General features: G+C 41.4%; 15 protein-coding genes. 6 read left to right on the forward strand and 9 right to left on the reverse strand.

Annotated elements, in window-relative coordinates:
- Positions 1 to 21 precede the first annotated feature (21 nt).
- Positions 22 to 969, forward strand: coding sequence for a hypothetical protein (locus AC2SLT_RS01215; protein WP_486545499.1), 948 nt, complete (start codon positions 22 to 24; stop codon positions 967 to 969).
- Between the two features lie 275 nt (positions 970 to 1,244).
- Here AC2SLT_RS01215 and AC2SLT_RS01220 read toward each other — a convergent pair whose 3' ends face one another.
- Positions 1,245 to 3,944, reverse strand: coding sequence for an ABC transporter permease (locus tag AC2SLT_RS01220; protein WP_486545500.1), 2,700 nt, complete (start codon positions 3,942 to 3,944; stop codon positions 1,245 to 1,247).
- A gap of 437 nt (positions 3,945 to 4,381) precedes the next feature.
- Here AC2SLT_RS01220 and AC2SLT_RS01225 point away from each other — a divergent pair, with 437 nt between their 5' ends.
- Positions 4,382 to 4,819 (forward strand): hypothetical protein, encoded by a 438-nt coding sequence (locus AC2SLT_RS01225; RefSeq protein WP_486545502.1) that lies wholly within the window; start codon positions 4,382 to 4,384, stop codon positions 4,817 to 4,819.
- Positions 4,820 to 5,038: 219 nt separating this feature from the next.
- Here AC2SLT_RS01225 and AC2SLT_RS01230 read toward each other — a convergent pair whose 3' ends face one another.
- From AC2SLT_RS01230 to AC2SLT_RS01240, 3 genes are all read right to left on the reverse strand, one after another.
- Positions 5,039 to 5,407: an endonuclease domain-containing protein gene (locus AC2SLT_RS01230; RefSeq protein ID WP_486545503.1), complete on the reverse strand. Its 369-nt coding sequence runs from the start codon at positions 5,405 to 5,407 to the stop codon at positions 5,039 to 5,041.
- A gap of 268 nt (positions 5,408 to 5,675) precedes the next feature.
- Positions 5,676 to 6,392 carry an ABC transporter ATP-binding protein gene (locus AC2SLT_RS01235; protein WP_486545504.1) on the reverse strand — a complete coding sequence of 239 codons (717 nt, stop codon included), beginning with the start codon at positions 6,390 to 6,392 and terminating at the stop codon, positions 5,676 to 5,678.
- Positions 6,389 to 7,228 carry an arylesterase gene (locus AC2SLT_RS01240; RefSeq protein WP_486545505.1) on the reverse strand — a complete coding sequence of 280 codons (840 nt, stop codon included), beginning with the start codon at positions 7,226 to 7,228 and terminating at the stop codon, positions 6,389 to 6,391. Before AC2SLT_RS01240 ends, AC2SLT_RS01235 begins: the two co-directional genes overlap by 4 nt.
- A 187-nt stretch (positions 7,229 to 7,415) precedes the next feature.
- Here AC2SLT_RS01240 and AC2SLT_RS01245 point away from each other — a divergent pair, with 187 nt between their 5' ends.
- Complete coding sequence (locus tag AC2SLT_RS01245; protein WP_486545507.1) at positions 7,416 to 8,666, forward strand: hypothetical protein; 1,251 nt, start codon at positions 7,416 to 7,418, stop codon at positions 8,664 to 8,666.
- Between the two features lie 262 nt (positions 8,667 to 8,928).
- A complete protein-coding gene (locus AC2SLT_RS01250; RefSeq protein WP_486545509.1) occupies positions 8,929 to 10,257 on the forward strand; it encodes a type VI immunity family protein in 1,329 nt (442 codons plus the stop codon).
- Here the strand turns inward: AC2SLT_RS01250 and AC2SLT_RS01255 are convergent.
- From AC2SLT_RS01255 to AC2SLT_RS01275, 5 genes are all read right to left on the reverse strand, one after another.
- On the reverse strand, positions 10,254 to 10,820 hold the full coding sequence (locus AC2SLT_RS01255; RefSeq protein WP_486545510.1) for a GNAT family N-acetyltransferase: 567 nt from the start codon (positions 10,818 to 10,820) through the stop codon (positions 10,254 to 10,256). The genes AC2SLT_RS01250 and AC2SLT_RS01255 overlap by 4 nt on opposite strands.
- Positions 10,801 to 12,111, reverse strand: a complete 1,311-nt coding sequence (locus AC2SLT_RS01260; protein ID WP_486545511.1) for a valine--pyruvate transaminase — start codon at positions 12,109 to 12,111, stop codon at positions 10,801 to 10,803. Before AC2SLT_RS01260 ends, AC2SLT_RS01255 begins: the two co-directional genes overlap by 20 nt.
- Positions 12,112 to 12,203: 92 nt before the next feature.
- A complete protein-coding gene (locus AC2SLT_RS01265) occupies positions 12,204 to 13,490 on the reverse strand; it encodes an MFS transporter (RefSeq protein WP_486545512.1) in 1,287 nt (428 codons plus the stop codon).
- A 782-nt stretch (positions 13,491 to 14,272) separates the two neighbouring features.
- Positions 14,273 to 14,521 (reverse strand): (Na+)-NQR maturation NqrM, encoded by a 249-nt coding sequence (nqrM, locus tag AC2SLT_RS01270; RefSeq protein ID WP_486545513.1) that lies wholly within the window; start codon positions 14,519 to 14,521, stop codon positions 14,273 to 14,275.
- A 223-nt stretch (positions 14,522 to 14,744) separates the two neighbouring features.
- Positions 14,745 to 15,629, reverse strand: a complete 885-nt coding sequence (locus AC2SLT_RS01275) for a LysR family transcriptional regulator (RefSeq protein ID WP_486545514.1) — start codon at positions 15,627 to 15,629, stop codon at positions 14,745 to 14,747.
- Positions 15,630 to 15,759: 130 nt separating this feature from the next.
- On the opposite strand from AC2SLT_RS01275, the gene AC2SLT_RS01280 reads away from it, so the two are divergent.
- Both AC2SLT_RS01280 and thrH read left to right on the forward strand, forming a co-directional pair.
- On the forward strand, positions 15,760 to 16,368 hold the full coding sequence (locus AC2SLT_RS01280; protein WP_486545515.1) for a LysE family translocator: 609 nt from the start codon (positions 15,760 to 15,762) through the stop codon (positions 16,366 to 16,368).
- 11 nt (positions 16,369 to 16,379) lie between these two features.
- A complete protein-coding gene (thrH, locus tag AC2SLT_RS01285) occupies positions 16,380 to 17,003 on the forward strand; it encodes a bifunctional phosphoserine phosphatase/homoserine phosphotransferase ThrH (RefSeq protein ID WP_486545516.1) in 624 nt (207 codons plus the stop codon).
- Positions 17,004 to 17,011: the final 8 nt, after the last annotated feature.

Here is a 17,011-nt window from a genome sequence, read left to right on the forward strand (position 1 = left end):
ACTTATTTAAATTTAGAGGTTATGAATGTGACTTTAGTAATAGCTGGATTCAATAAAGATGGTTTTAATAAAGGAAGCCTATATTTTGCTGCTGATGGCAATATTACAAAACCTTATTTTGGTAATGAGATGATACTTATTAAAGGCTTTAAAAAGGTTGTAGAAGTACCAATCAGAATTATGAGACCTATTTTCATTAATGGATATTTTAAGGACTACAAAGGCTATATATCTGAATCCAGGTGTGTAGTTGCGTTTTCAGGTAGTACTCTAGTTGCTCAACATTTAATGAACTCTATCACTAATCATTTGTCAAATTTACGTCCTTTTTACGTTAATGGTGAATATAAGTTAGTAATGAGCTGTGAGGCAGGTTTAGAGTCTAAATCTGCCAATAGTACGTATGATATTGATGGATATGAGGGTGCTCCGATGTTCACAGACGAGCAGATGAACTCTCTAGCAAACGGAGAGTATTATTCACAAGTAGTTGAGCATTCTATTGATGCTGTATTAAGAAAAGTAAAAACATACAACAATGTTATGATCGACTTCGAATCCTATAGAGCGGAATTCATATTAGGTATATATTGTTATCAGAGACGAGAACACCTATTGTACACTTTTGAAATAATAAAAGATGATGAGCTTGATGTAATAGTTAGAAAAAGTCAGGTAAGTAAAGATGATATAGCCTTAATTGGGGATAAAAGATTTAAAAGTAGTGCTTTGGATGTAGTCAGTAAGAGTACTGAAATTGATAGCTATTTTAATGAAGCTTTTGAAAATACGGAAAATTCAACTACTGAAGTAAAAGTGGTTTTGAAAGCAAATGAGCTTGCATTTGACTTCTTGAATGAAACGATTGATACAGAGAACCTAAAAGGTAACATAACAATTGGTAAGCCATCTGTCTTGTATGATTTTGATAGAGGTTTTTTGACAAGAAAAAAATTCGTAGCTGATTAGCTAAGGAGTCTTTTTATGTAATTGTAAGTCTGGTTCAAATGAGCGGGTTTAGCCCTGATTGATATATATACTTGAAACAACACGGTGTCGAAGGCACTTTTTTAGGGGTGTTATCGCTGATTCAGGAAAGACCCTAGCTTTAGTGCCTACCGCCGTGCAAGCCAAGATAGTAGCAAAAAGCAGGATTAGCTACAGTCAATCCACCCGCAAACCTTTATCCATTCCTATATTTGACTTTTATCAAATTCTGCGGAAACCTATTAATAGCAAAGCCCTCAAACCATCCCACGAACCCTCGCCATAATCCCACGCCCAATCACCAAGCGCACATAGCCAATTGCAATAATCAACAACACCGCAACGAGTAACACCGCACCAAGTGCAAAGCTACCCCAAGGGATACTAAAGCGCAGATTAAACCACTGTGTAATAAGCACATAAGCCGTACTACTCGCCAGCACTACCGCAAACGCACCCGCACTGACGCCAAGTAAGCCAATCTCAAGCATATTGATTTTATACAAATCCCGCTTTTGCATACCGAGCAATCGAAACGAGGCACTATCCCGTAAGCGGTCTTGCGAGGTAGATAGCAACGAGGTAATTAGCACCATAATCCCCGTTATCATCGCTAGCAGGGTAAACACCTGCACCAAGCGGCTCATCTGACTCACAAAGCCCTGAACTTGCTTGGCAATCGCCCCACCATCAATCGTGGTTATCGCAGGAAACGCCCGCACAAGGTCAGTTTGTAATTGTGGAATTTGAGCGGCATCTACTTTGGTCGTGGCAAACTGAATTTGTGGTGCATCTGCCAAAACGTCAGGCTCAAACAAAAAGTAGAAAAACGGACTAGGGCCACGCTCATAGCGCTCCCGAATACTGGTAATTTGCCCGACGATTTCAATACCTTGAATATTAAAGCGTACTTGATCGCCCATACCCACATTAAGTAGTTCAGCAGCAGAATCTAAGATAGATAACGGCACGATCTCATCTTTGCTGTCACCTTCATTATTAGCCTGAGAGTCAGCCGTAATCGGTGCATAAAGCTGGTTGGGCGCTACCGATTCTTTAATAAATTCAGTATCCATCACGCTATCGGCATAGCTCAAGTTAAATACCCGAGTCGGGTCATCGCCCTCACTTTGTGGCACCTCAATCTTGTCTGCAGGCACACCGCCAGCCTCAGTCACTCTCGCACGTACGACTGGATAATAAGTAATCGGCGAGTCAATCATCATGTTCAATTTATCATGTTGGTCGCTTTGTACATCGAGCAAAAACAGATTTGGTGCATCTTCAGGGTACGCCTGTACAAATTGTTTATTGAGGCTATGGTTTAACAGCGTAATCATGGTCAATACTGCCACCGATAAGGCAAGGGTGACAAAGAATAGCCCCGACTGATTGCCCTTACGGGATAAGTTATGTACCGCGATACGTGCCATCCATCCGGACTGTTTACTCACAAGCCTCTTACCAAACAAGCCACGCTCTATAAGTTTTGCCAGTAGCCACAACCACCCCTTACCAAGTAACCAAAAACTGCCCGCCAGCACTAGCATTCCGCCCAATACCTGTAAGCCTGTCAACAGTGAGCCAAACTCATAGGCGAGTAGCCCATAACTTGCTAATAACACCAAACCATACCAATAAACAGGCGGATGTTGGCGGGTATTGCTAGTAGACTGTTTGAGCACCGCTGATGGCTTGGTATGAGTGACCGCATACAAGCTTTTTTGCACTACCAATGCCGTAATTACCAACGCCACGATACTGATTTTGACCAAACTAACTAGCTTTATAGATAGCTGAATATCAGGCGGCAAAATAGCGGTTAAATACTGAGCACCTATATTGAGCATTCCCAGACTTAACAATCCAGAGGCAATACATGCCAGCACCGCCATCCCCAAAAATAGCAAATAATAACTGCGTTTAATCGAACGTACCGACTCTCCGAGTGCACGACGAATGGCATTTGAGTTTTGCTGCAAGCTAACAAACGCCTTTACCACACTCAAGAGTGCCACCGCTGATAAAAACAACACCGCAATCACCAGCAGTTTTAAGAACATCAGTACATTATCCGATACCTCAGTCACCGACGTATCTGACTCATCCGCCGTCGTCATCTCCACATCTTGCGAGGCGGGCAGAGTGTTAATAATTTGTTCAAGCTTGGTTTTTTCATTAGCAATGGCGTCAGGACTAGCCGCCAACTCAATACGGTAATTAACTCGGCTACGTTGCCCCATTAAATTGGTCGCTTCTAAGTCATCTACGCTCATAAGCACCCGTGCGCCAAACCCGAAGGCAGTCAACGGACGATCAGGCTCAGTGACCAGCTCATCGGCTATAGTAAACACCGCATCACCAATTTTGACCTTATTGCCGACTTTAAGATTCAGCCCTGTCAACACTTGTGTTTCCACCACCACCGTATTGGGCTGCAACTGCTGCCAAAGCGGTTTGCCTGACGCTAACACCACCTCGCCATATAGAGGGTATTGGTTCGATACCGCTTTTACACGGGCGAGCAGGGTATGCACGTCTGAATCATCGTTAGCGTTTGTATCAGCATTGACGTTAGACACCATCGCATTAAATTGATAATCATAGACCACGCCTGATTCAACGTTCTTATTAGCAGAGCCAGCGGATTTTGAATCCGTTACCGACTCAAACGCTTGTACCGCCTCTAGCACATCGGGCGTCCACGCTTGCTTGCTGCTTAAAATCAAATCACCACCAACCAGCGCCCTTTGATTATCAGTCACATAATCGCGCACCGACTGTTGAATCGAATCCAGTGTCAAATAAGTCGATAACGATAGCACCATTGCCAACAAAAACAACAACGGATACACCCAGTGCCGCCACCAGCTTCGGTTGAGCGATTTACTGCCTAGGTTGTGGTAGGATGCAGTTGAAGTAGGTGAAGGCTTGTGTGTGATCGTGTTTGGTATCATAGGCGTATATTTAGTAGGTTAAATAATAGATGTTTTTATTTTACCTGTTTTGCATTCTGTAGTGGGTTATGTTTCGTTTGGTAGTGGTCAACTTTAGATAGCGTTAATAATCTGGGGAATGGGGTTTAAAATAGAAAATTACATAACACGATAAATACTGGCAAGGATACGATGTGACCGCTAGCCCTGACTGGAGCGGTTATCCTGCCGAAGTCAATGCCATTGCAGACTGTGGCTAGAGGAGGTCGCTCGAATGTTGGAACGCCTCTGGTCACGATAGTCTGCATGGCATTGCAAGGCAGATAATAGCGGACGGCAGGAATAGCTCAGGAATAGCTACTTAAGTTTTAGCGCATACAATGCTATAGTCAAAGTCAAACTAGGAGATTGATAAACATTTGACATGAGTTTAATTCAACATACAGGCGAAGTTTGTCATGGACAAAAAAGTTAAAGATAAACTAATCCAAGGGTTGAGTTTGGGTTTTATAGGTATGACCTTAGTGGCCTGTTCAGAGCCAGCCTCATCCAGTATAGAGTCTAAGATAGAGTTAGCAGCGGCAAATGATGAGAGAGGTGAAGTTGAGTGTAGAAATGCTAGCGGCAAGTCGGTAAAGCTGGGTTATTCATATACCGAATTAACGAATCCTCATTCTATAAGTCTGTTTATGAATGACCAAATTTACACCGTGCACGAGTCACCTGCATCAGGGATGCTTTATCTCACAAGAGATAGTATTAATAATCAAAATGAACACTTAATTGTCACAACTATGAAATACGGCTTTATAGTAGAAAGCTTCTTTAACAATAATGGCGCTGTGGATTATTCAACCTCTAAGCTACTATATGATTGTATTAATGAGCCACCTTAAAGAACAAGAATAATCCACTATTCATACTAATCAAACACTAATCTCTAGCATCAGATTTATTATCAGATTCACGCTATTGCCACGGGAAGCTGAATGTCAAAAGATTGCTCCCTTCCTTTTCCAATCGGTCAAACAAGCTTGACTCTTGCGAAGCTAAAAATGTCTCCCAGAGCTTTTATTAACGCTTCTAAGGGCAGAGAATGGAGTTATTAGACCACATCAAAAATCTAACAACCGAGCCTTCACAACCTCACCAACCTGCTGAACAACAGTATCTATTTGCGTCAATATCTGTCTATTATCATATCGTAAAACCAGTATCCCTAATTCAGCTAAGCAATTATCACGAATGTTATCTTTTTCAAGCCCTTGTGATGTATGATGCTGACGACCATCGCATTCAATAACCAGCTTCGCTTTTGGACAATAAAAATCAACGATATAGTTGAGTAATGGACGTTGACGGTAAAACTGTACGTCTGCAATCTGCTTTCTACGTATTTTAGACCATAACAATAGTTCTGCTTCGGTTTGATTGCTGCGTAGATGACGGGCGGGCTCTTTTAGATTCGGGTTTGCAGGTAGCATCTAAGTCCTTATTTATTTGAGCGTAAAGTCAGACTCGTATAATCCCCCCAACCCCCCTTTGAGAAAGGGGGGCTAAAACCTTAGAAGTTCACGTAAGGATTGTCGTCTTTAAATTTTAAAAAGTTTGCCTAGAGCGTTTATATTAAGCTGAATGTCAAAAGATTGCTCCCTTCCTTTTCCAAAGGAAGGGCTGGGGATGGATTTTCTAGTCTCAGCTATAAGAATAACGCCAGTCACACAATAACCAGTTTTAAAGTGACGACGATTATCATCCCAAAACCCGCCCATCATGAATAGTAATCACCTGATCTGCATTTTCAGTCAATGCAGGGTCATGTGTCACCACCACCAAAGCGGTGCCGGACTGTTGTTGTAGCTCTAGCAATAAATTCATTACCTGCTGGGCGTTTTGCTCATCCAAATTACCTGTTGGCTCATCGGCAAAAATGATTTTTGGACGAGCCACTAGCGCCCGAGCCAATGCGGTGCGTTGTTGTTCACCGCCTGAAAGTTGATGTGGTAAGCTGTCACGGCGATGGGTTAGGCCTACTGCAACCAGCAGTTCTTCCACACGATTGGCGTCTGGCTGACGGGCGATATCGAGCGGAAATGCAATGTTTTCTGCTACTGTTAACGTCGGCAATAAATGAAACGACTGAAACACAAAGCCCATATCTTGTTGTCGTTTTTGTGCCAGTTCATCCTCGCTCAAGTCCGTTAAATTCTGACCATTTAGCCAAACCTCACCGCTATCAGGGTAGTCCAGTCCTGCAAGAAGTCCAAGCAAAGTAGACTTGCCCGAACCTGATTTACCCATGATTACTGCAAACTCACCAGCACCGATACTCACATTGACGTCTTTGATAATATCCGTCTTAGTCTCGCCAATCATCACGCTCTTGCTTAAATTGCTGGCGTACAATAGGGGTTTGCTGGTTTTATTCGAATAGGTGTCACTTACTGTTTTACGCATCGACTTACTCATTGGACGGTCTCATTAGGCTCAGCCTCTTTACTATCCACAAATTTCTCAAGCGTTGGCTTAAGTACGGGTAATATATTGTTATGAACTATCTTGGTATACCCCTCAGCGGTGGGATGAATAGCATCTGATTGGTTTAACTTAGGATCACCACCCACACCTTCTAAAAAGAACGGAATAAAAGCAATGTTATATTCTTCAGCAAGTTTGGGGTAAATCGCTGAAAACTCTTTGACATACTCATCCCCTAAGTTGTCATAGATTTGCATGCCGCCCAGTACCACAATGCTACCATCACTTTGCAAGCGCTCGATGGCGGTACGGATATTCTTCTCAATAGTGGCCACATCGATACCGCGCATCGCATCATTAGCGCCTATGGTTAAAATAGTAATATCAGGTTTGGTTTTAAGCGCCCAGTCAAGGCGATTGACCAGTCCACTACTGGTCTCACCGCTTAGGCCAGCGTTCACTACTTTGGCATTCACGTAGCCTGCACTCTTAAGGGCTTGTTCTAATTGGGCAGGGTATGCCTGATTTTCTGGGACACCGAGACCTTCAGTGAGAGAGTCGCCGAGTGCTAAGATAGTGATGGGTTGTTCGATAGTTTGGGTAGGTGAGGTAATCGGTTGTGGCGCTGTTGTATTGGTAACGGTCTCTGATACTGGAGCGACGGCAACTGCTTCATTTGTATCTGTAGCAGCAGAGTCAGCATCATTCGGGCTGGGCTGGCAGGCTATCAATAGTGAGCTTGCTAAAGTGATTGTCGCCAATGCTGTTAGTAGACAAAACTTCCTTTTAGGTTGATTAATAATTACTTTCGAGTTGGTCTGCATCATTAATTGTCTCTTAATCATTTATTCAGTAAAGTTAATTGGCTGTTTATTATACCTATAGTAGCGAATTTTAAGCCTATATACTGTCTATATTGGTTATAGTATGTTTATAAATATATTGTCATCATAAATATAAGCGTACATTCAAAGAAGCCTTGCAAACTCTACTGTTTAAAGAGAACCAAATAAAATGTCTAATATAAAATCTTTCATGATAGGTGTCACTCTAAGCAGTCTCTTTATTGCTATCGGTTTTATTGCTGTGTCAGGCAGCTTTTCCTTACGAACATTGGGTGAACAGTTAACGTCACTGAAACAGAAACCTGAACCCAATTTTGATAATAACGTGTCTCCACAAGAAAATAAATCATATAAAGACGATACTGATGAGGTGACATCTAGTACTAAACCGATAGTAAACGACACTGATAAAGCAGCTGCAGTCGCTCTTGTCAACTATCAAGGTAATCTTGGGGATGCTCCTACCTTAAAGGAAGTCTATATCAAAAATGAAGGCGCCTGGGGCAAGCTCTTTCCATCAATTGATTCAGATACGATTGCTGACTATCGACATGGTACGCGCTTGAAAGTTATTGGTGGGTTAGATGAGATTGATGATTGGTACGTCATCAAAGACCAAGCCAGCAAACACGCTTATAACAGACAATATGTAGAAAATCAAAAATATGCAATTGATGAAGATGGTTGGATGACTGTATATATTAATAAGGAAGATACAGGCGCCATAGAAGAGCTGGAACTGAATTCCCAAAAGTTAAACAGTATCGTGTACTTTGATAGGGGAGATAAATATCATCACTATGATGATATGACAATGCTTGAAGACGGTTATCTTACTATTGAGTCTATCTCAAAATCACTATATGACAGCAAACGTCATTCAGCCGTTAATTTTCTAAGTAAAACCTCGAATCAAGTTGTAAAGAAAAAAGGGGAGTTAACTATTAACCTGCCAGAATCTCCTGAAAAAGTAGTTCTAAAAGACAACGTAGTTGATAATGATGGAACACAAGAGTTTAGCTACCTTGGGCATATTGATGAGCTTAATCAGCATCTAGTAATGGGTAACTATTGGGAGAGTTATGACTATACATTTTATGATATGACTTCGGGTAAAAGAACGCAGTCTTTTGTAGATTATCCATTTATATCACCTGATCAAAAATTCATTATTGCTCTCTATGCAAATCCTTATGAAATGGTAACTGATTTAGAGTTATACAGCGTTAATGACTCAGGTATTCATCCTGTCCTGTCCGCAGGCTTCAATTATTGGATGCCAACATTTGATTATAAAAATATTTTTTGGTCAAAAGACGGTTATCTGTATTTTCCTGCTAACCATGTTATTGAAGCTTGGGGTGAAGATGGTAACTATAACGACACCTTCCAATACGCCCGTCTTAAAGTAGATTTATAAATAGGTATTTGAAAGCTTGGTAAGAAAGAGTCTGGTCATGCGCCTTTATCACCAGTACCTATAGGTGAATTTATGCTAGTCGCTACCACCCTAGCAGTTGCCGGCTGTTTGGTATTGGTTGCTGCACCAGAGTTTGCAGCAGCTTCAGGAGCAATGATGATGTATGGCTATGCCAATCGATAATGAATGTTAATGATACTAGTCCATAAGTTATCATTTTTTAAAAATAAGGATACACCCCTAGTAACAGTAAGGATGCACTATGATTACAGACAACAGTACACTAGCGCACTGGGTAGAAGAATCAAGCTTTATAGACCCAGCATGGCCGACAGACCTAGAGCCCGAAGGTATGACGGTATTATCCGCCCATTGGCAAAGCTGCTTTTACTTTTGGGATGGGCATACCAAGGCCAAGCGGCAGGCATTGGCAGAGTGTATTGAGCAATACATTAAGCTATTTGACGACCAGCTAACATGGGGCTTTAAGACCCAGCCTAATGGTAAGGTTAGGCCCGTATGGCGAGACAATACAAAAAGCTTTGAGCAAGTGCTACAGGATAATCCCGATGACGATGATGTCATTGAGTATCATCTGTATAGCGGTGACCCTAAATGGGAAGATTATGCCTCGCCCTTTGTGGTCTCTTGTATGACAAGGCGAGTCTGGCAGAAAAGAGAAGGCTCTTATCTGCGGATAAGAGTGCCGTATCAGTATGTGCTAGATGACAGCTACCGCCCCCTGATTGATGGGTTAATCCAGCAGTGTCTTAAGCTATTGTCTCCTTATTATGCTATTAGTGGTCTACAAGCCGCTACGCCGTACAGTCAAAACAGTGTGGCACCCGATATGTATCTACAAGCACAACGCTATTTGGGTATTGTGCAGGGGATTGTTTTTAGCGATAGTAGTGAGATGCAAAACGGTTTAAAGAGTCTTGACTGGCTCACCTATATCAGTCATGAATTGGCACAAGGCTATGGCAGAGCTGAGCAGTTTTATCAGCAGGCTAAACGGCAAGAAATAGACTTAACCCCACTGGATAACGGCTATCTGATTAAGGCCAGCGAGCTGCCGCAAGTACTGCCTGTGATAGAGCCTATCCCTGAAAGCTATATAAAGATAAACGACTTATTACGCCCACTGCGTAACGGTGCTTACGGGTCATTAAGTATCGGCGGATGGGAAAATGAGCCGCCCAGATTTGACTTAATCAGCAGTGATGCATGGATACGGCGCTTTGATGCTCCACATACCTTTCCCATAACCGACAAAAGCCCTATTGAAGTCGAGACGACAAAGCGCCACCGCATCGCCTCAGGTCAAGTATGTCAATACAGTGGACGTTATCGTTATAACGAAGATACTGACAGTGATGGCAAGCCACTTTATCATGAATACGACAACCCAACGGATTATCAGGTAGGCTTTGAAGTTGGTGACTTTAGGCAGTTTGTGGTATTAAACAAAGGGGATGTTGTGCCCTTTTATTTAGACATCGCTGCCACAGGCGGCGTGCGACAAGTAAAAGCCATAGAATGGACGCTGGTGAGTGAGTTTGTGGAGCTAGATGATACTGTAGAAACCTAATTATCAAACACCAACGAATTTAAAACATGATCCTGCCATATCCCATTAATTTTTAAATAGGATTTGGCATAGCCTTCTTTCTCAAAGCCAATCTTACGCAGTAATTTTGCACTACGCTCATTGTGTGGTAAATGATTTGCCATAATACGATGTAGGCCGTAATGTTGTCTCACATAGTCAAGCGAAGCTTGCAGTACCTCAGCCATAAAGCCTTGACCCTCAAAGTCTCCATCAATCGAAAAACCCACATATCCGGCTTGAAAGACCCCATACATAAATCCAGTAAAATTTATATTGCCTATAATCTGATCTGAATCTTTGGGTGAGAAAACAAAATATACGCCACGTTTTAGCGTAAGATCGTCATTCATGGCTTCAATACGCTGTTTGATGTTACTTAAGTCATAATATTCAGAGCTGCGTAGAGGTTCAAAAGGTATCAATCTGTCTTTATTTTTAATTAAATAATCTTGATAAGGCTCAGCCAAATTATGATCAAGAAAGTAGACGTCTGATCGAGAAGTCCTAAAGGCTAAATGCTTATTAGCTTGTGGCATTATCATAAAGCTCTCGCACCACCTCACCAATGACTTTAATCCCTGCCTCCAAGGTTGCGTCACTGGCCGCAATACTCATACGCACACACTCATGAGCATGGGGATAAGTGCTAGTATCTAAACCGGGATAAAAGTGTTCGCTGGGTACGATCAAGGTCGCTTTTGCTTTTAGATGATCATAAAGCTCAAGGGTAGTGATGGGTAGGTCTTTAAACCAAACCCATAAAAATATTGCCCCCTCAGGCTTGTGAATCAGCACAGGATAGTCGCCAAGCTCTTTTTTTATCAAACGGATGGCGAGCTCGGCCTTGGCCGCATAAAAAGGCTTAATCGTATCATCGCAAAGCTGCTTTAAGGTATCGTCTTTTACTAATGGGGTGGCTATAGCGGGGCCAAAGCGGGAAGGGGCAAGGTTGATCACCGCATTCATGGTGGTCATAGCACTGATAACGTCTGGATTGGCAATAACAATGCCGGTACGCACACCGGGAAGGCCGATTTTCGAGAGGCTAAAACATAAGATGGTATTGGCATCCCAATTTAAAGTCACCTCCGGATGGATGATATTCGGAAAGGGTTCGCCATACGCATTATCAATGATTAAAGGAATGTCATACTGTTTGGCAATACGGGAAAGGTGCGCCATTTCGTCGTCGGTGAGCACATTGCCTGTTGGATTGGTAGGACGAGAGCAACAAATTGCCCCGACCTCTCCATTTTTTAGGGCAGGTAAGTTCTCTAATGCCTCAAAATCTATGGTGTATTTAAAAAATCCGGCTGCATCGTTATGAGTCACCTCTTCGATATCAGGTTTGATAGAGATAAAGTGATGACCATCAATTTGCACATCGCTATAGCCCATATATTCAGGGGCTAAGGGCAATAAGATAGACTTAGTGAAGGTTGAGCCGTTATCATCTTCAAATTTTCCTGAAAACAGGTTAAACAAAAAGAAAAAAGCATTTTGCGAACCATTGGTAATAACGATATTGTCAGCGGTTAATTGCCAATCATAATGACGATTAAAAAATTCAACAAGGGTGTCAATGAATGTCGCATCACCTTGTGGGTTCGAGTAATTGCCCACCGAGTTTATGGCGCTCCCTTCAATACCACCGTCTTCCAATGATTGATAAGACTGCAAATACGCCTCATTAATTTTATCGATACGGGCAGGATTACCACCGCCTAGTAAATTAACAGGCGTTTCACTGCGTAGAGCGTCGCCCAAATCATCCATAAGCTGTAAGATAGGGCTGTGTTTGGTAAATTGCTGTCCGTATTTTGAAAACTTCATATTAGTACCGTTTAAGTTGTGAAAATATAAATTTCTAGATTTAGTTTAAAATTTATTATATTAAGCAAGGGATTATTAAACTAGCGTAATGCCTAAGCTGGCCTACCGTCAATCATTATAGGACGACTGGCGAGCCAAGACATGATGACATTTAATACAGTCAGAATTAATATAAATAACAAGGGAACTTCCCAGCTTCGTGTCTGTTCAAGTAGCCAACCTGCGCCAAACGGCCCTGCGAAAGCCACTAGATAAGCAACCGTCTGTACCATGCCTGATAGTTTACTGGCTTGATTTGGACTATAGGTACGCAGTGAAAATAGCATAATACATAACGTGAAGATACTAGCACAGCCTAGTCCCATAATCGACGACCATAGCCAAGAGAATGAAGAAGATAAATAACAAATACCCACTAAGCCAATGACATTTAATGAAGAGGCAGTCAGGGCCACTGTTTGTATCTGAATGCCGCGGCGAATAAGCCATGTCATCACCATAATTGCGATAGGCGCCATAAACTGAAAAATTGAGCCCATGTTGCCACCTTCAACCTCAGTAAGGCCTTTACTCATCCAAATAGAAGGCAAAAAGGCAGCGACGGTATAAAATAGTAGCGACTGTAGCCCCATAAACAGAGCCAATTGCCAAGCAAGCGGCGCTTTCCATATTGAGACCGCTTCTTGGGTGGCCTCATCAGTGGTTAAAGTGGCAACGGGTATCTTGTGTGAGGAGCCAAGCTTGAGTCGCAAAACTATCCATGCCACAAGCGCCGCCATACCCAGCGCAGACCAGCCGCCGAGCGCCCATTGCCAACCGACTTTTTCGGTCAAGGGATACACCAAGCCTGATACCACACCAGCCATCACCGACATCGTCAAACTAAATATGCTAGTCACCAAAGCTATATTGCTAGGAGTTCGCTGTTTAATGACAGGCGCGACTAGGGTGTTAGCAAAGCCGATCGCTAATGTAAGAATAAGGGTGCCTGTGAAAAAGCCAGTCCAGCTCACCCACCAAGAGCGCATGATAATACCTAGGGTAATAAAAAAAACCACCCCAATAAGCGTATTTTCAATGCCAAGTCGTTTGCCAATATTAGGCGCTATTAAAGCACCGAGTGCAAACATGAGCATCGGTATAGCGCCAAGCCATCCTATATGGGTGGCATTGAGGTCTAAAGCGTCTTTTACTACGGGGGCAATAGATCCTAAGGCAACGATAGGGGATCGCATGTTACTGGCCATGAGCATAATGGCTATAAGAACCAGCCAAAAGACAGATCGCGAGCTACTTACTTTATCCGAGCTATCTTGATGAGCGCTGCTTTGTTTGGAAGCGCCAATATTTGCGGCGGTATGAGTGGGTGTTTCAGACATAATGACTCACTTAACACACTAATTAACGGCTTCGCGTTGAGAATCGCGCTCTTTACAGTGTACTACAGCTGTTCATCTATAATGAGCCAACCTTTATCTTTTAGCCAACTTCATCAGTTAATGACGCAATAACGGACAGATAAGGGTTTAAATCCTATGCACCAAATCATGACTATCCGCTTGTGCTAACAAGCCAACCAATATGCCACTCACTAATATTTAAAGACTCTTGTATCACGGGCGCAATCGACCCTAGTGCTACCAGTGGCGATCGCATATTTGCAGAAAGCAAAACGATGGCAATGAGCACCACCAAAATATAGTATGTGATGTTGGCGTCTAATTGCTCGATTGCTTGATGTCTTATTGATTAACGTCTTATAGTTTAGCTTCCTATTGATTGATAATGCTGCTGGTGTCGCATCAATGCTTGAGCTAACCTGATTTTAGAATGATTAGAGGGAATCAAGGACATAGTAAATCACCTAATCTGACACGATATAGTCAGATTAAAGAGTTACGGTGTTAAGCTCGCTAAGACTACTAGAGAACTACTTGCAATCGGTTGCCTTGTACCTCTTCTAGTTGGTTTCGACTATAGGATAATATGAATAATATGGTCAAACCATTCATTGTTAAACTGTGACAACATTAAGCTCACAACGACTACAGATATTGCCGAATTTAGCACAAGCAGATTTAATTCAATAGGGTTGCGTTGTCTGCTGTGGGATATACTAAGTGGACTGTTTAATTAAGCTTATTAAACTATATTGAGCGTCTTAGGTAATCGACTTACCCAGTTGACTGGCTTTTTTGCTATCAAAAGCTTTTTCATCGTTAATCTGTTCACATTTATTGGGATCATCACCACAAAATTGGCACGTTTCATCCCCCATTAGATTGGCCACTCGGCCACAAGACCCTCGCAGAGGTTCTTTTTTTACCATATAACCAATGCCCATCATCAAAAAGAACAGCACGAATACGGCAAAGGTAATGCCAAGCATAGGAAGTAATTGAGACAACATATGAACCTCACACGGTTGCGACGGGTCGCTCATAAAGGGGTAGCTGTTTAATAATCAGCACAGTCGACCAAGCCAATAAGAGATACCCATAAATTGAGCATATAGGCCAGTTATTAAGTGACCCTTTAGCTTTAAGAACTATTCTACCATACTCAAATAGACGAAAACTTATCTGAAACACTTCATAACTTTAAGAATAAAGAACATATAACAGCGCCTAAGCTTATGTTAATTTTTCCATAAACTGTTGCTTGCTGCGCAACATCGCGGCCTTCAACCAATTTTTGAATATCACCTTTCTTTCGTCTTCATAGAAGGGATCGTAGGATAATAGATGATAGGAAGAGCTATCTGCTACGGGGGGATGGACTAATTCTAAAGATTGACTTGATATCTCTTTTTCTACCATAAATATTGAAACGATAGCGGTTCCTAAACCCGCTAAACATCCTTCAATACATAGGTAGAAATGTTCTAACACCATATGTTCATATGATAAGATTTTGCTACTTAGCAATTTAGATTTATTGATGTGCTGCCATAACTTTGGTCGAGAAGATGTCAGTAAAAGTTTATTTGTCTGTTCAGTTCTAGTATTGCGAACAGCGACTATGTATTCTTCAATAATCTTTTCACTGAAAATACCATTATCCCATTCAAAATCATTTCTTCTTAAAGCGATATCGATGGACTTCTCTTTAAAGTCTACTGCCCCGCCTCCTGTAAGCAATACAATTTCAAAGCCATAGTTTAATGAATTAAATTCAGCTAACCGAGGTATCAACCATTTCATTGAGATGGTTGGTTCACAGGAGAGTACCAATTGTTTTTTCTTATACTGCTGTGTCTTTAAATCAACGAGGCAATCGTCTAGTTTTGCAAACACTTGCTGGCAACAGGCAAAAAGTGAGCTGCCATCTGATGTAAGTATAAGCTTTTTGTTCACCCGATCGAATAAGACAAGCCCTAAAGAGTCCTCTAAATTTTTAATCTGTTTGCTTACCGCGCTTTGTGTCACAAACAATTTTTCAGAGGCTAAGGTCACGCTCCCATGTTCAGCGACATAATAAAAAAACTTTAAGGAATTCAACGATATTTTTTCTATCATGCCAAATACTCATAGATAACCATGGTAATAACTCAATTTTAGTTTACCAACGAATATAGGAGAATGCACTTAAATTAATATTATTGAAACCAAAAAATTGAGTTGGTTTTTTCTTTACATGGCTAAATAAATGACAGAATTTCTAGCAGTTATTACGATTACCATTCTTGCTGTTATCAGCCCTGGTGCTGATTTCGCTATTGTTACCAAAAATAGCTACTTATATGGGCGCTCCATTGGAGTATTAACCTCTATAGGCATAGCATTAGGCGTGTTAGTACACGTTGCCTATACCTTGATAGCGGTTGCGGTTGTCATGAAGCTTGCGCCTAATTTCTTAACCATTATCAAATATCTTGGTGCGTTTTATCTCATTTATATTGGGTATAAAACATTTACACAGAAGCCATTAGAGGAGGTAAATTCTAATGCTCGAATTACTTCCATGCAGTCATTTCGACATGGCTTTTTTACGAATGCTTTAAATCCTAAGACTACACTATTTGTGATCAGCACCTATACGCAAATTGTCAGCGCTAATACACCACCGTTCATTTTAATAGGTTACGGTTTGTTTATGTCACTGGCTCACTTTATATGGTTTGGATTAGTGGCGTTATTGTTCTCTCAGCGTACGTTAAGAGAAAATATGTTAAAGCGACAAATCACAATTAATCGGGTGATTGGTTTTATATTAGGTCTATTAGGTACCTTATTACTTTGTGCAAACTTAAATTAAAGAGAGTCAAAATGAACAAAGTCGCTTTTATCGATATGGAAGGCGTTTTAGTCCCAGAAATATGGCCGTTTTTGGCTAAGCGCTTGAATATATCTGAGTTTAATATAACCACAAGAGACGTTGAGGATTATGAAAAGCTGATGCACTATCGCATAGATATTCTGGAAAAGTATCAGATCACTCTATCAAACTTACAAAGTATTATTGGGCAAATTCATCCCATTGAAGGCGCAGCAGAATTTCTAAAAGCGTTAAGAGTGCAAGGCTTTGACGTTCAGATCGTGTCAGATTGCTTTCATGAACTAATACAAGGGCTCTTGCAGCAGCTAGAAGTACCAATGAACACCGTGCATTGTCATCGTTTACAGGTTGATGATGAAGGTTATATTAAGAAAGTAATATATAGTCGTAAAAATGGTAAGCATGAGGTTATAGAAAACTATCCTTTGTCCTTGGAGAATAGTATGGCTTTGGGTGATGCGTTTAATGATTTTACTATGTTAAAAGCAGTCTCACACGGTTACTTATTTTCACCTTCTAAAGAGGTTTTAAACAAGGCTCTACCTCCATTTATTATCGTAAACAGCTATCAAGAAGTTCTTGAGTCACTCCACACAAAACTATTTAAGGAATGACCAGTCAA

It is taken from the genome of Psychrobacter sp. CX18 (genome assembly GCF_057396215.1).

Excerpts from the sequence above, each read along its gene's own strand:
- AC2SLT_RS01245 (WP_486545507.1), top strand. The coding sequence starts at position 7,416 with ATGTCTAATATAAAATCTTTCATGATAGGTGTCACTCTAAGCAGTCTC.
- AC2SLT_RS01215 (WP_486545499.1), top strand. The coding sequence starts at position 22 with ATGAATGTGACTTTAGTAATAGCTGGATTCAATAAAGATGGTTTTAAT.
- AC2SLT_RS01255 (WP_486545510.1), bottom strand. The coding sequence starts at position 10,820 with ATGATAATGCCACAAGCTAATAAGCATTTAGCCTTTAGGACTTCTCGA.
- AC2SLT_RS01225 (WP_486545502.1), top strand. The coding sequence starts at position 4,382 with ATGGACAAAAAAGTTAAAGATAAACTAATCCAAGGGTTGAGTTTGGGT.
- AC2SLT_RS01235 (WP_486545504.1), bottom strand. The coding sequence starts at position 6,392 with ATGAGTAAGTCGATGCGTAAAACAGTAAGTGACACCTATTCGAATAAA.
- AC2SLT_RS01250 (WP_486545509.1), top strand. The coding sequence starts at position 8,929 with ATGATTACAGACAACAGTACACTAGCGCACTGGGTAGAAGAATCAAGC.
- AC2SLT_RS01275 (WP_486545514.1), bottom strand. The coding sequence starts at position 15,629 with ATGATAGAAAAAATATCGTTGAATTCCTTAAAGTTTTTTTATTATGTC.
- AC2SLT_RS01265 (WP_486545512.1), bottom strand. The coding sequence starts at position 13,490 with ATGTCTGAAACACCCACTCATACCGCCGCAAATATTGGCGCTTCCAAA.
- AC2SLT_RS01240 (WP_486545505.1), bottom strand. The coding sequence starts at position 7,228 with ATGATGCAGACCAACTCGAAAGTAATTATTAATCAACCTAAAAGGAAG.
- thrH (WP_486545516.1), top strand. The coding sequence starts at position 16,380 with ATGAACAAAGTCGCTTTTATCGATATGGAAGGCGTTTTAGTCCCAGAA.
- AC2SLT_RS01230 (WP_486545503.1), bottom strand. The coding sequence starts at position 5,407 with ATGCTACCTGCAAACCCGAATCTAAAAGAGCCCGCCCGTCATCTACGC.
- AC2SLT_RS01280 (WP_486545515.1), top strand. The coding sequence starts at position 15,760 with ATGACAGAATTTCTAGCAGTTATTACGATTACCATTCTTGCTGTTATC.
- AC2SLT_RS01260 (WP_486545511.1), bottom strand. The coding sequence starts at position 12,111 with ATGAAGTTTTCAAAATACGGACAGCAATTTACCAAACACAGCCCTATC.
- nqrM (WP_486545513.1), bottom strand. The coding sequence starts at position 14,521 with ATGTTGTCTCAATTACTTCCTATGCTTGGCATTACCTTTGCCGTATTC.
- AC2SLT_RS01220 (WP_486545500.1), bottom strand. The coding sequence starts at position 3,944 with ATGATACCAAACACGATCACACACAAGCCTTCACCTACTTCAACTGCA.